Genomic DNA, 14,404 nt, shown 5'->3' with positions numbered 1-14,404 from the left:
TCGCCTCGCCTTGGGCACAGCATGCAGCGGGCTTTTGATCAGCATAGACAATCAGGTCGCCACACCCGTTAGCCTGGAGTTCTACACATGCATCCCCGCGTACTTGAGGTCACCGAACGGCTTATCGCCCGCAGTCGCGCTACACGCGAGGCTTACCTTGCACTGATCCGCGGTGCAGCCAGCGACGGCCCGATGCGTGGCAAGCTGCAGTGCGCCAACTTCGCCCATGGCGTGGCCGGTTGCGGCACCGAAGACAAGCACCACCTGCGGATGATGAACGCCGCCAACATCGCCATCGTGTCGTCCTATAACGACATGCTCTCGGCCCACCAGCCGTACGAAACCTTCCCCGAACAAATCAAGAAAGCCCTGCGCGAGATCGGCTCGGTCGGCCAGTTCGCCGGTGGCACGCCAGCGATGTGCGACGGGGTGACCCAGGGCGAGGCGGGAATGGAATTGAGTCTGCCGAGCCGTGAAGTGATCGCACTGTCCACGGCGGTGGCGTTGTCCCACAACATGTTCGACGGCGCACTGATGCTCGGCATCTGCGACAAGATCGTCCCGGGCCTGATGATGGGCGCGCTGCGCTTCGGTCATCTGCCGACGATCTTCGTGCCCGGCGGGCCGATGGTCTCGGGCATTTCCAACAAGGAAAAAGCCGATGTGCGCCAGCGCTACGCCGAAGGCAAGGCGACGCGCGAAGAGCTGCTGGAATCAGAGATGAAGTCCTACCACAGCCCCGGCACCTGCACCTTCTACGGCACCGCCAACACCAACCAGTTGCTGATGGAAGTGATGGGCCTGCACTTGCCGGGCGCCTCGTTCGTGAACCCGAACACGCCGCTGCGCGATGCCCTGACCCGTGAGGCAGCGTTCCAGGTCACGCGCCTGACCAAGCAGAGCGGCAACTTCATGCCCATCGGCGAAATCGTCGACGAGCGCTCGCTGGTCAACTCCATCGTCGCGCTGCACGCCACCGGCGGCTCCACCAACCACACCCTGCACATGCCGGCCATCGCCATGGCGGCGGGCATCCAGTTGACCTGGCAGGACATGGCCGACCTCTCCGAGGTGGTGCCGACCCTGAGCCACGTCTACCCGAACGGCAAGGCCGACATCAACCACTTCCAGGCGGCGGGTGGCATGTCGTTCCTGATCCGTGAGTTGCTGGAAGCCGGTTTGCTTCACGAAAACGTCAACACCGTGCTCGGTCACGGCCTGAGCCGCTACACCCAGGAGCCGTTCCTCGAGAATGGCGAGCTGGTGTGGCGCGACGGCCCGATCGAAAGCCTCGACGAAAACATCCTGCGCCCGGTGGCCCGCGCCTTCTCGCCAGAAGGCGGGTTGCGGGTGATGGAAGGCAACCTCGGCCGTGGTGTGATGAAGGTGTCGGCCGTGGCCTTGGAAAACCAGATCGTCGAAGCCCCGGCCATGGTGTTCCAGGATCAGCAGGACCTGGCGGATGCGTTCAAGGCCGGACTGCTGGAAAAAGACTTTGTCGCGGTGATGCGCTTCCAGGGCCCGCGTTCCAACGGCATGCCCGAGCTGCACAAGATGACACCGTTCCTCGGTGTGCTGCAGGATCGCGGCTTCAAAGTGGCGCTGGTGACCGACGGGCGCATGTCCGGTGCGTCGGGGAAAATCCCGGCGGCCATTCATGTCAGCCCCGAAGCTTATGTCGGCGGCGCGTTGGCTCGGGTGCAGGAGGGCGATATCATCCGCGTCGATGGCGTCAAAGGCACCTTGGAACTGAAGGTGGACGCCGAGGAATTCGCCGCGCGCGAACCGGCCAAGGGCCTGTTGGGCAACAACATCGGCACTGGTCGCGAGCTGTTCGGTTTCATGCGCATGGCCTTCAGCTCGGCGGAGCAGGGCGCCAGCGCCTTCACTTCTGCCCTGGAGACGCTTAATTGAAACTGGCTTTGGTCGGTGACATCGGTGGGACCAATGCGCGTTTCGCCCTGTGGAAAAACCACAACCTGGAAAATATCCAAGTGCTGGCGACGGCGGATTACGCCTGCCCGGAAGATGCCATCAAGGTTTACCTGAGCGGCATGGGCATGGCGCCGGGGGCGATTGGCTCGGTGTGCCTGTCGGTGGCCGGCCCCGTGAGCGGTGATGAGTTTCGCTTCACCAACAACCACTGGCGACTGAGCAACCTGGCGTTCTGCAAGACCTTGGAGGTGGAGAAGCTGTTGCTGGTCAACGACTTCTCGGCCATGGCCCTGGGCATGACCTGCTTGCGTCCTGGTGAATACCGGGTCGTTTGCCAGGGCACTCCGGAGCCCATGCGTCCGGCGGTGGTGATCGGCCCGGGCACCGGGCTGGGTGTCGGGACGCTGCTGGACCTGGGCGAAGGCCGCTTCGCAGCACTGCCGGGCGAGGGTGGTCACGTCGACCTGCCGATGAGCAGTCCGCGCGAGACCCAGCTCTGGCAACACATCTACAACGAGATCGGTCACGTAAGCGCCGAAACCGCCTTGAGCGGCAGCGGCCTGCCCCGTGTCTACCGGGCAATCTGTGCGGCGGATGGCCATGAGCCGGTGCTCGATACCCCGGAATCCATTACCGCCGCCGGCCTGGCCGGGGACCCTGTTGCGCTGGAAGTGCTTGAGCAGTTCTGCCGATGGCTGGGGCGCGTGGCGGGCAACAACGTACTCACGGTGGGCGGGCGCGGCGGTGTCTACATCGTTGGCGGCGTCGTCCCGCGGTTTGCCGATTTCTTCCTTGAGAGTGGCTTTGCCAAATCCTTCGCCGACAAGGGTTGCATGAGCGATTATTTCAAAGGCATTCCGGTCTGGTTGGTGACGGCGCCGTACTCCGGCCTGATGGGCGCGGGCGTGGCGTTGGAGCAGTCGACCGCAGTTTGAAATATGAAATATCCCCCCTTGTGGGAGCGAGCAGGCTTGCTTCCACAAAGGGCTCTGTGTGTTTGTAGAACCCGTCCATCAGGCATAATCGCCCCCAAATCCAAACAACAAGGACGAGGCCCCGTGAGTTCAGTGAACAAATCGATTTTGTTGGTCGACGACGACCAGGAGATTCGCGAACTGCTGGACACTTACCTCAGCCGTGCGGGTTTCCAGGTGCGCACCACGCCTGATGGCGCCGGGTTTCGCCAGGCCTTGAACGAGGCGCCTAGCGACCTGGTGATCCTCGATGTGATGTTGCCCGACGAGGACGGCTTCAGCCTTTGCCGCTGGGTTCGCGAGCACCCGCGCCAGGCCCATGTGCCGATCATCATGCTCACCGCCAGTTCCGACGAGGCCGACCGGGTCATCGGCCTGGAGCTGGGTGCCGATGATTACCTGGGCAAGCCGTTCAGCCCCCGTGAATTGCAGGCGCGGATCAAGGCGCTGCTGCGTCGGGCGCAGTTCGGCCAAGAGCGGCCGGGCGGCGACGTACTGGCCTTCGATGAGTGGCGGCTGGACATGGTCAGCCATCGGTTGTTTCATGCCGACGGGGAAGAGGTGATTCTCTCCGGCGCCGATTTTGCTCTGCTCAAGCTCTTCCTCGACCACCCTCAGGAAATCCTCGACCGCGACACCATCGGCAACGCCACCCGTGGGCGCGAACTGATGCCCCTGGACCGGATCGTCGACATGGCGGTCAGTCGCCTGCGCCAACGCCTGCGTGACACGGACAAACCGCCGCGGTTGATTCGTACGGTGCGCGGCAGCGGTTATCAGTTGGCGGCCAGTGTGGTTGCCAGCAATGGTCACTGAAACGATCAGGAAGATTGTCAGGCGGGTGCCGGTGCCGCGCTCGTTGCTGGGGCGGATGCTGTTGCTGACCCTGCTGGTCGTGCTGTTCGCCCAGACATTGTCCAGCCTGATCTGGGTCTCGCAATTGCGCGCCACCCAGCTTGAAGGACTGGTCACCAGCGCCCGCAGCCTTGCCCATTCGATGACCGCCACCGTCAGCTATCTGCGCTCGCTGCCCGTGGCTTATCGGCCCTTGGTACTCGACCAATTGCGCAGCATGGGCGGCACACGGTTCGTCGTCACGCTCAATGACAAGCCGCTGGGCATGGACGTGCTGCCCGTGACACCGCGCAAACTGGCGGTGCTCCAGGCCGTGGACGACGTGCTGCGGCGCTCCCTGGGCAGCAACACCGACATCTCCGTGAAGTTCGTCAGCCCCGAAGACCTGCGGATCTTCAACGGCGGGCTCAAGCTCGACGAGCTGCCGCGCTCATGGGCCCATTACGCGTTGACGCTCGAGCCGGTGAACCCGCCGGTGCTGGTCACGCAAATCCAGATGGCGCCGGGTGAATGGCTGTACATCGCCTCGCTGCTGCCCGAACCCTATACCAGCCTCGAAGAACAGGACCTGCCCAAGCAGCAGGTGGGCTTCATCGTGCTCACCAGCAGCTTGTTGCTGTTGTTCATCGGCTTGCTGGTGCACTGGCAGAGCCGGCCACTCAAGCGCCTGGCCCGGGCGGCGCGGGACATGTCCCTCGGCGCTGAAGTGCAGCCGGTGGCCGAGGGCGGCGGCAGCGAAGTGGTGGAAGTGGGTCGGGCGTTCAACGCGATGCGCGAGCGCATCAGCCGCTACCTGACCGAGCGCAGCCAGTTGTTCAGCGCGATTTCCCATGACTTGCGCACGCCCATCACTCGGCTGCGGTTGCGGGTCGAGCTGCTGGAAGATGAAAACCTGCAGGCCAAGTTCGGCCGAGACCTCGACGAACTGGAGCTGCTGGTCAAGGGCGCGCTGCAATGCGTCAAGGACACCGATATCCATGAAAACATCGAGCCGGTGGACCTCAACCATGTACTGGACTGCCTGGTGGAACCTTACCTCGCGCCCAACGGCAACGGCCGGGTCACCCAGGATGGCCGGGCGCTGGCGCCGTATCCCGGCAAGCCGTTGGCCCTCAAGCGCTGCATCGGTAACCTGATCGACAACGCTTTGAAATACGGACAAAGGGCGCATCTGCACATCGATGACGATGAAGCGGCGTTCATCCTGCACGTCGACGATGAAGGGCCGGGTGTGCCGGAACAGCGCCTGGAGCAGGTCTTCGAGCCGCACTTCCGGCTCGCCGGGCAACAACAAGGCTACGGCTTGGGGTTGGGCATCGCCCGCAACATCGCCCACAGCCATGGTGGCGAAGTCAGCCTGCAGAATCTGCGCGAGGGCGGGTTGCGGGTGACGTTGCAGTTGCCTCGGAGTGTGGATTAGTCGGACCGAGTCATCGTTCTTCGCGAGCAGGTCCAACACACTTCCGTCCCAATGTCACAAGTCGGTGACATAACTCGTCCCTTTCGTTACCTGCCGCGCATCTCCCGTTGTTTAGACTCCCCGGGTCAAAACAACAAAAAAGGTATCTCGATGGACACCTTCCAACCGGCCTTCAGCAGTTGGCTGAACGCTCCTGCCCACCAGCAATGGCTCGCTGCCGAAGGCTTGCGGCTGTTGGCGTTCGCCAAGGCCTCGAAGCTGCCGGACGGTTTCGGCAATCTGGACGAGCTGGGGCGCCTGCCGGCCAATGCCCGGGCCGAAACCATGAACACCGCGCGCATGACCCACAGCTTCGCCATGGCCCACATCCAGGGCCTGCCGGGGTTTGCCGAACTGGTAGATCATGGCGTGCAAGCCCTCATGGGGCCGCTGCGCGACGCCGAGCATGGTGGTTGGTTCGCCACGGCCAATCCGGCTGAAAACGAGACCGGCAAAGCCGCCTACCTGCATGCTTTCGTTGCCCTGGCCGCCAGCTCCGCGGTCGTGGCCCAGCGCCCTGGCGCCGAGGCCTTGCTCAACGAAGCGGTGCGGGTCATCGACGAACGTTTCTGGTGCGAGGAGGAAGGCGCCATGCGCGAATCCTTCAACCGCGACTGGCGCGAAGAAGAGGCCTATCGCGGCGCCAACAGCAACATGCACGCCACCGAAGCCTTCCTTGCCCTGGCCGATGCCACCGACGACCCGCGCTGGCTGGTTCGTGCGCTGCGGATCGTCGAGCGGGTGATCCACGGCCATGCAGCCGCCAATGATTACATGGTCGTGGAGCATTTCGACCGCGACTGGCAGCCGCTGCGCGAATACAACCACGACAACCCGGCCGATGGGTTTCGTCCCTACGGCACCACCCCAGGCCATGGCTTCGAATGGGCGCGGCTGCTGCTGCACCTCGAAGCCGCGCGCGTGCAGATCGGCATGCTGACGCCGGGCTGGCTGGCCCAGGACGCGCAAAAACTCTTCGACCAGAACTGTCGCCATGGCTGGGACGTCGATGGTGCGCCAGGCATTGTCTACACGTTGGACTGGGACAACCGCGCCGTGGTCCGCCATCGTCTGCATTGGGTGCATGCCGAAGCGGCAGCCGCGGCCAGCGCCTTGCTCAAACGGACCGACGAGGCGCAATACGAAGCGTGGTACCGGCGTTTCTGGGAATTTTGTGACAAACATTTCATCGACCGCTGCAATGGCAGCTGGCATCACGAGCTTGATCCGCAGAACCGTCCCAGCGCCGACATCTGGCCGGGCAAGCCTGATCTTTATCACGCCTGGCAGGCGGTGCTGATTCCACGTCTGCCGTTGGCACCGAGCATGGCGTCAGCCTTGGCGCGGCTATCCGATCCCGCACCTGTGTAACCATGTCGTGACATATCCGCGTCCCTTCGTTACCTGCGAAGGGATAACCCCTGATTAGAATCCATGCAGCGCAAGCACCAGACTTGCATGCATAACAACAAGAAAGGTACTTCTAGATGAATGCGATTTCTCGCCTCGCTACTGTCATTTCTCTTGCTTCCCTGCTTCCCGTCGCAGCATTCCCTGTCACTGCTCTTGCCGCTGAATCGAAAGGTTCCGTGGAAGTCGTCCACTGGTGGACGTCAGGTGGCGAAAAAGCCGCGGTCGATGTGCTCAAGGCCCAGGTAGAAAAAGACGGCTTTACCTGGAAGGACGGCGCTGTCGCCGGCGGTGGCGGCTCCACCGCCATGACCGTACTCAAGAGCCGTGCGGTGGCAGGTAATCCACCGGGCGTCGCCCAGATCAAGGGGCCGGACATCCAGGAATGGGCGACCACGGGCCTGCTCGACACCGACGTCCTGAAAGACGTTTCCAAGGCGGAAAAATGGGACAGCCTGCTCGACAAGAAAGTCTCCGACACCGTGAAGTACGAAGGCGACTACGTCGCCGTGCCGGTGAACATCCACCGCGTCAACTGGCTGTGGATCAACCCGGAAGTCTTCAAGAAAGCCGGTATCACCAAGAACCCGACCACCCTCGAAGAATTCTATGCCGCCGGTGACAAGCTCAAGGCCGCGGGCTTCATCCCGCTGGCCCACGGTGGCCAGCCATGGCAGGACAGCACCGTGTTCGAAGCGGTGGTGCTCTCGGTCATGGGCGCCGAAGGCTACAAGAAAGCCCTGGTCGACCTGGACAACAAGGCGCTGACCGGTCCGGAAATGGTCAAGGCACTGACCGAGCTGAAGAAAGTCGCGACCTACATGGACGCCGACGGCAAGGGCCAGGACTGGAACCTGGAAGCAGCCAAGGTCATCAACGGCAAGGCCGGCATGCAGATCATGGGTGACTGGGCCAAGAGCGAATGGACCGCCGCGAAGAAAGTCGCCGGCAAGGACTATGAGTGCGTAGCGTTCCCGGGTACCGAGAAGGCCTTCACCTACAACATCGATTCCCTGGCGGTGTTCAAGCAGAAAGACGAAGGCACTGCGGCGGGCCAGCAGGATATCGCCAAGGTCGTGCTGGGCGAGAACTTCCAGAAGGTCTTCAGCATCAACAAAGGCTCGATCCCGGTGCGCAACGACATGCTGGCCGACATGGGCAAGTACGGTTTCGATTCCTGCGCCCAGACCGCCGCCAAGGACTTCCTGGCAGACGCCAAGAACGGCGGCCTGCAACCGAGCATGGCGCACAACATGGCAACCACGCTGGCGGTACAAGGCGCGTTCTTTGACGTGGTGACCAACTACATCAACGACCCGAAAGCCGACCCAGCAGACGCGGCCAAGAAGCTTGGCGCAGCGGTTCAGTCTGCGAAGTAATCAGCGCCGCGATCCCTTGGGGGAGCGAGCGTTTGTGGTGAAGGGATAAATCTCCTCGCCACAAAAGCTCGCTCCCACATGGGATCGCCCTTGTAACCCTGTTTTTTGGATTTCCCCATGAGTTCTGTTGCTGTGTTCAGCAAGGCCTCGCCGTTCGATGCATTGCAGCGCTGGCTACCAAAACTGGTGCTGGCGCCGAGCATGTTCATCGTCCTGGTGGGCTTCTATGGCTACATCCTGTGGACGTTCGTCCTGTCGTTCACGACTTCGACTTTCCTGCCTACCTACAAATGGGCGGGCCTGGCGCAATACGCACGGCTGTGGGACAACGATCGTTGGTGGGTGGCCAGCAAAAACCTCGCGGTCTTCGGCGGGATGTTCATTGGCATCACCCTGGTGATCGGCGTGCTGCTGGCGGTATTTCTCGACCAGCGTATTCGCCGCGAAGGTTTCATCCGCACCATTTACCTGTACCCGATGGCGCTCTCGATGATCGTCACCGGTACCGCCTGGAAATGGCTGCTCAACCCGGGCATGGGCCTGGACAAACTGTTGCGTGACTGGGGTTGGGAAGGCTTCCGCCTGGACTGGCTGATCGACCCCGATCGCGTGGTGTATTGCCTGGTGATCGCTGCCGTATGGCAGGCCTCGGGTTTCATCATGGCGATGTTCCTGGCCGGCCTGCGTGGGGTGGACCAGTCGATCATCCGCGCCGCGCAGATCGATGGCGCGAGCATGCCGCGCATCTACTGGAAAGTGGTGCTGCCGAGCCTGCGCCCGGTGTTCTTCAGTGCCGTGATGATCCTGGCGCACATCGCGATCAAGAGCTTCGACCTGGTGGCAGCCATGACGGCCGGTGGCCCGGGTTACTCCTCCGACCTGCCTGCCATGTTCATGTATTCGTTCACCTTCAGTCGCGGCCAGATGGGCATGGGCTCGGCCAGTGCAATCCTGATGCTCGGTGCGATCCTCGCGATCATCGTGCCTTACCTGTATTCCGAGCTGAGGGCCAAGCGTCATGACTAGTCTCGCTGCGAAACCTTCCATCAGCCTGAGCCGCATCGCCATCTACGCGGTGCTGATCCTCGCGGTACTGCTTTACCTGGTGCCGTTGGTGGTCATGCTGTTGACCAGCTTCAAGACGCCGGAAGACATCAGCACCGGCAACCTGCTGAGCTGGCCGACCGTGGTCAGTGGCATCGGCTGGGTCAAGGCCTGGGGGACCGTCAATGGTTACTTCTGGAACTCGATCAAGATCACCGTGCCAGCCGTGCTGATTTCCACCGCCATCGGCGCGTTGAACGGTTATGTGCTGTCGATGTGGCGCTTCCGTGGGTCGCAGTTGTTCTTCGGCCTGTTGCTGTTCGGTTGCTTCCTGCCGTTCCAGACCGTGCTGCTGCCAGCCTCGTTCACCCTCGGCAAGATGGGCCTGGCCAGCACCACCACCGGCCTGGTGTTCGTCCACGTCGTCTACGGCCTGGCATTCACCACGCTGTTCTTCCGTAACTACTACGTGAGCATTCCCGACGCGTTGGTGAAGGCTGCGCGCCTGGATGGTGCCGGATTCTTCACGATCTTCCGGCGGATCATCCTGCCGATGTCGACGCCGATCATCATGGTCTGCCTGATCTGGCAGTTCACCCAGATATGGAACGACTTCCTGTTCGGCGTGGTGTTCTCCAGCGGCGACTCCCAGCCCATCACGGTGGCGCTGAACAACCTGGTCAACACCAGCACCGGGGCCAAGGAATATAACGTGGATATGGCGGCGGCGATGATCGCCGGGCTGCCGACCCTGCTGGTCTATGTGATCGCAGGCAAGTATTTCGTGCGCGGCCTCACGGCTGGCGCGGTCAAGGGGTAATCATGGCTACGCTTGAACTACGCAATGTAAACAAGACCTACGGCGCGGGCCTGCCCGACACCTTGAAAGACATCCAATTGTCGATCAAGGAAGGCGAATTCCTGATCCTGGTCGGTCCTTCGGGCTGCGGCAAGTCGACCCTGATGAATTGCATCGCCGGCCTCGAGACCATCACCGGCGGCGCGATCATGATCGGCGACCAGGACGTCAGCGGCATGAGCCCGAAGGATCGCGACATCGCCATGGTGTTCCAGTCCTACGCGCTGTACCCGACCATGAGCGTGCGCGAGAACATCGAGTTCGGCCTGAAGATTCGCAAGATGAAACAAGCCGACATCAACGAGGAAGTGGCGCGGGTCGCCAAGCTGTTGCAGATCGAACACCTGCTCAACCGCAAGCCAGGCCAGCTCTCCGGCGGCCAGCAACAGCGCGTTGCGATGGGACGTGCCCTGGCGCGGCGGCCGAAGATCTACCTGTTCGACGAACCGCTGTCCAACCTCGACGCCAAGCTGCGGGTCGAGATGCGCACCGAAATGAAACTGATGCACCAGCGCCTGAAGACCACCACGGTCTACGTCACCCACGACCAGATCGAAGCCATGACCCTGGGCGACAAAGTGGCGGTGATGAAGGACGGGATAATCCAGCAGTTCGGCACGCCGAAGGACATCTACAACAACCCGGCCAACCTGTTCGTGGCGAGCTTCATCGGTTCGCCGCCGATGAACTTCATCCCGTTGCGCCTGCAACGCAAGGACGGCCGCCTGCTGGCCTTGCTCGACAGCGGCCAGGCCCGTTGCGAGTTGCCGTTGGGCATGCAGGACGCGGGTCTCGAGGACCGCGAAGTGATCCTTGGCTTGCGCCCGGAGCAGATCGTGCTGGCCGGCAATGAGCCGAACGGCTTGCCGACCATTCGCACCGAAGTCCAGGTCACCGAACCCACCGGTCCGGACACCCTGGTGTTCGTCAACCTCAACGACACCAAGGTCTGCTGCCGCCTGGCGCCGGACGTGGCGCCGCAGCCGGGGGAAACCCTGACGTTGCAATTCGATCCCGCGAAAGTGCTGCTGTTCGATGCCAAGTCCGGCGAGCGCCTGGGCGTGGCTGCGCAGCCGCAGGCTGGAGACCGACCTGCCAATGTGGCGCAGTTCAAAGGCCGGTGAAGAATACATGGGGGATTGAGTTTGTTCCCACCAAAAGGGGTATGCGGCGAGTGGGGGACCACCCGTCGCAATCGTTGTAAACCGCGTTAGATAAAAACAGTTAATAACAATAAAGACGAGGATGTAGGGATGAAGAAGAACAACAATGCCCAGCTTATCTGCCAGTTGTCAGCCGTTGCGGCGATGATGCTGGCCGGTAGCGCACACGCTGCCGACGCGTTCAGCGCCGATTCGCAGTGGATGACGGGCGACTGGGGCGGTGAACGGACCAAGCTGATCGAGCAGGGTATCGACATCAAGGCTGATTTCGTCGGAGAGATGGGTGCCAATCTCGATGGCGGCTACAACGATGACAAGACCGCGCGCTGGTCCCAGCAGTTTGGCCTGGGTGTAGCGCTCGACCTGGAAAAACTGGCGGGCTGGAACGATACCGAAGCCAAGATCCAGTTCACTCGCCGCGATGGTCGCAACATTTCCAATGATCGTATCGGTGACCCGCGTGCCGGCACCCTCAGTTCGTCCCAGGAAGTCTGGGGGCGCGGCCAAACCACGCGCCTGACCCAGTTGTGGATCAAGCAGAAGTACTTCGACAGCAAGCTGGACGTGAAGGCCGGTTACTACGGCGTGGGCGAGGACTTCAACACCTTCCCTTGCGACTTCCAGAACCTGGCCTTCTGCGGTTCCCAAGCAGGTAACTGGGCCACCGGCATCTGGTACAACTGGCCAATCATGCAGGCGGCGATTCGGTTCAAGTACAACATCACCCCTGAGCTCTATGCACAGATCGGTGCGTACAACCAGAACCCTTCGCAGCTGGAAAACAACAACCGCTACAAGCTCAGCGGCAGCGGGACCGAGGGTACGCTGATTCCGGTCGAATTGGTCTGGTCGCCCAAGCTCAACAACCTGCCGGGCGAATACCGTGTCGGTTACTACAAGAGCACGGCCAAGGCGGACGACGTTCGTGAGGACGACAACGGCGGCGACGCAGCAATCACCCGTAACCCCTATCGCAGCCACAGCAGCAAGGACGGCTACTGGTTCGTCATGCAACAGCAGCTCACCACCCACAACGGTGACGCTTCGCGTGGCCTGAACATCGCCGCCAACGCCACCTTTCACGACAAGGAAACCAACATCGTCGACAACTACCAGTCGCTGATGTTCGTGTACAAGGGACCGTTCGATGCACGTCCAAAAGACGATGTCGGCATCGGCTTCTCGCGTATCCATGTCAACGAAGATGTGAAGAAAAACGCCGAGCTGACCAACGTTGCCAATGGCGTGACCGATTACGACGATCCGCTGTTCTCGCCACTGCGCAGCACCGAGTACAACTACGAAATCAACTACGGCTTCCATGTCACCAACTGGCTGACCGTGCGTCCGAACCTGCAATACGTCACCCACCCGGGTGGTGTTGATGAAGTGGATGACGCGCTGGTGGCCGGCCTGAAAATTCAGTCGGTGTTCTAACGCTGTTGCGATAAGCTCTCCTCTATGTGCGCATATTTGCGGACGGCCAAGGCTGTCCGCTTTTTTTTGTGGAGTGCGTCGTACCTCCTTGACCATCCCAGGACCGCGGCCCATGCATGAGCATCCGCTACAACGCTTTTTCAGATCCTTGCGCGAGCGTCCGGTGTTTGCGTGGGAGCGCTATCAGCAGCGTGACGTCTTGGTTATCGATCATCCGCTGTGCCAGGCGGTTTTCAGTCGCCAGGGTGCGCAATTGTTGCATTTCCAGCCGCGAGGCCAGAAACCCTGGTTGTGGTGTGCGGCCAAGTGGCCGCAGGTCGGCGCGATACGCGGCGGCGTGCCGGTGTGCTGGCCTTGGTATGGTCGCCATCCGAGCGAAAACGCCTGGCCGTCCCATGGCTGGGCGCGTCTGATCGATTGGAAATTGCTCGACAGCGCCAGCGATGACGATGGCGTACACCTGCATTGGCAATTGCAGTTGTGTGACTGGCAAGTGGACCTGTATGCCGACCTGGGCGAGCGCATGGAGTTGCGCTTGAGCACCGAGCATCAGGACAGCCTGCCTTGCCAGTTGAGCCAGGCCTTGCACGCGTATTGGCGTATTGGTGACGTTGGTGAGGTAGCGCTGTCTGGGCTCGAAGGCGCCCAGGGTTACGACCAGTTGAGCCGTGCCGCTTGCCAGCAGGAGGGCGAGTTGCGGGTCGAGGGCGGCTGTCAGAGGGTATTCCAGCATGACGGCGAATTGCAGCTCAAGGATCACGCCTGGCAGCGCGAACTGCGCATCGACACCGGAGAAAGCGCCGACACGGTGGTTTGGCATCCCGGTGCGCGGCCCCTGTTGGGGGTAAGTTGGGATGAGGTCAGCGAGTTCGTTTGCGTCGAAGCGGCCAGTGGCGGTACAGCAAGCCTGTGCCTGGCGCCCGGGGAGCGAGCGCATTTGAGTTTGCAGGCGCGGGTGGAGGCTTAGCTCTGGATGATCGTTCCCGCACAGAGCGTGGGAACGATCGGGACGGGGTCAGTTGAATTCATCCCCAACCGGGTAGCGGCTGGCATTCAGGCTTTCCTTGATCTTGCGCAGATGCGGCTGGAAGTCCACGCCGCGGCGCAGGGTCATGCCGGTGGCGAGCACGTCCAGTACGGTGAGCTGGATGATCCGAGAAGTCATCGGCATGTAGATATCGGTATCTTCGGGCAATGGAATGTTCAGGCTCAAGGTGCTGGCCTTGGCCAATGGCGAACCTTCGGCGGTCAGGCCGAGTACCGATGCGCCGTTCTCCCGGGCGATGCGCGCAACCTCTACCAGTTCGCGGGTGCGCCCGGTGTAGGAAATGATCACGAACAATTCGCCGGTATGGGCCACCGAAGCGATCATGCGTTGCATCAGCACGTCGGCATGGGCGGTCACTGCCAGGTTGAAGCGGAAAAACTTGTGCTGGGCATCCAGCGCTACCGGCGCCGATGCGCCGAGGCCGAAGAAGTGGATCTGCCGGGCCTGGATCAGCAGATCCACCGCGCGGCTGATCAAATTTGGATCAAGGGCCTGGCAGGCACTGTCCAATGAGGCAATGGCGCTGCCAAAGATCTTCTGGGTATAGGCTTCGGGGTTGTCGTCGGCTTCCACGGCGCGGCTGACATAAGCCGCGCCGCTGGCCAGGCTTTGGGCCAGTTGCAACTTGAGTTCCGGGTAACCGCTGACACCGAACGAGCGGCAAAAGCGATTGACGGTCGGTTCACTGACCGAGGCCGCCTGGGCGAGGGCGGCAATGCTGAAGCGGGTAGCCTGCTGTGGGTTGAGCAGGATCACCTCGGCCACCTTGCGTTCGGCCTTGTTCAGGTCTTCCAGGCGACTCTGGATCTGCTCCAGTAGATTTCGCACGCGGTCCATACAA

Annotated in this window: 12 protein-coding genes; 11 read left to right on the top strand and 1 reads right to left on the bottom strand. The window is 61.8% G+C overall.

Translation table 11 applies throughout. The features are described 5' to 3' along the window. The first annotated feature begins 87 nt into the window (after positions 1–87). From edd to VQ575_RS20195, 11 genes are all read left to right on the top strand, one after another. Positions 88–1,914 (top strand): phosphogluconate dehydratase, encoded by a 1,827-nt coding sequence (edd, locus tag VQ575_RS20245; protein ID WP_039593775.1) that lies wholly within the window; start codon positions 88–90, stop codon positions 1,912–1,914. Continuing rightward, positions 1,911–2,870, top strand: a complete 960-nt coding sequence (locus tag VQ575_RS20240; protein ID WP_325918292.1) for a glucokinase — start codon at positions 1,911–1,913, stop codon at positions 2,868–2,870. The genes edd and VQ575_RS20240 overlap by 4 nt, the downstream gene beginning before the upstream one ends. A gap of 123 nt (positions 2,871–2,993) precedes the next feature. Further along, on the top strand, positions 2,994–3,725 hold the full coding sequence (locus VQ575_RS20235; protein ID WP_039593777.1) for a response regulator: 732 nt from the start codon (positions 2,994–2,996) through the stop codon (positions 3,723–3,725). Continuing rightward, positions 3,715–5,184 (top strand): ATP-binding protein, encoded by a 1,470-nt coding sequence (locus VQ575_RS20230; RefSeq protein ID WP_039593778.1) that lies wholly within the window; start codon positions 3,715–3,717, stop codon positions 5,182–5,184. The genes VQ575_RS20235 and VQ575_RS20230 overlap by 11 nt, the downstream gene beginning before the upstream one ends. A 150-nt stretch (positions 5,185–5,334) precedes the next feature. Beyond that, positions 5,335–6,594, top strand: coding sequence for a D-mannose isomerase (locus VQ575_RS20225; RefSeq protein ID WP_045155261.1), 1,260 nt, complete (start codon positions 5,335–5,337; stop codon positions 6,592–6,594). A 116-nt stretch (positions 6,595–6,710) separates the two neighbouring features. Continuing rightward, complete coding sequence (locus VQ575_RS20220) at positions 6,711–8,012, top strand: ABC transporter substrate-binding protein (RefSeq protein ID WP_039593780.1); 1,302 nt, start codon at positions 6,711–6,713, stop codon at positions 8,010–8,012. 117 nt (positions 8,013–8,129) lie between these two features. After that, a complete protein-coding gene (locus tag VQ575_RS20215) occupies positions 8,130–9,038 on the top strand; it encodes a carbohydrate ABC transporter permease (RefSeq protein ID WP_030139360.1) in 909 nt (302 codons plus the stop codon). After that, on the top strand, positions 9,031–9,876 hold the full coding sequence (locus VQ575_RS20210) for a carbohydrate ABC transporter permease (RefSeq protein ID WP_039593781.1): 846 nt from the start codon (positions 9,031–9,033) through the stop codon (positions 9,874–9,876). The genes VQ575_RS20215 and VQ575_RS20210 overlap by 8 nt, the downstream gene beginning before the upstream one ends. 2 nt (positions 9,877–9,878) lie before the next feature. Next, positions 9,879–11,039, top strand: coding sequence for an ABC transporter ATP-binding protein (locus VQ575_RS20205; protein WP_045155262.1), 1,161 nt, complete (start codon positions 9,879–9,881; stop codon positions 11,037–11,039). A 129-nt stretch (positions 11,040–11,168) separates the two neighbouring features. After that, positions 11,169–12,515: a carbohydrate porin gene (locus VQ575_RS20200; RefSeq protein WP_039593783.1), complete on the top strand. Its 1,347-nt coding sequence runs from the start codon at positions 11,169–11,171 to the stop codon at positions 12,513–12,515. Between the two features lie 112 nt (positions 12,516–12,627). After that, a complete protein-coding gene (locus VQ575_RS20195; protein ID WP_039593784.1) occupies positions 12,628–13,482 on the top strand; it encodes a D-hexose-6-phosphate mutarotase in 855 nt (284 codons plus the stop codon). Between the two features lie 48 nt (positions 13,483–13,530). Here the strand turns inward: VQ575_RS20195 and VQ575_RS20190 are convergent, their stop codons facing one another. Further along, positions 13,531–14,391 carry a MurR/RpiR family transcriptional regulator gene (locus VQ575_RS20190; protein ID WP_181289374.1) on the bottom strand — a complete coding sequence of 287 codons (861 nt, stop codon included), beginning with the start codon at positions 14,389–14,391 and terminating at the stop codon, positions 13,531–13,533. Positions 14,392–14,404: the final 13 nt, after the last annotated feature.

The sequence above is a fragment of the Pseudomonas frederiksbergensis genome (assembly GCF_035751725.1).
GTDB lineage: Bacteria > Pseudomonadota > Gammaproteobacteria > Pseudomonadales > Pseudomonadaceae > Aquipseudomonas > Aquipseudomonas frederiksbergensis_A.
This window is presented reverse-complemented; position numbering and strand designations above follow the sequence as displayed.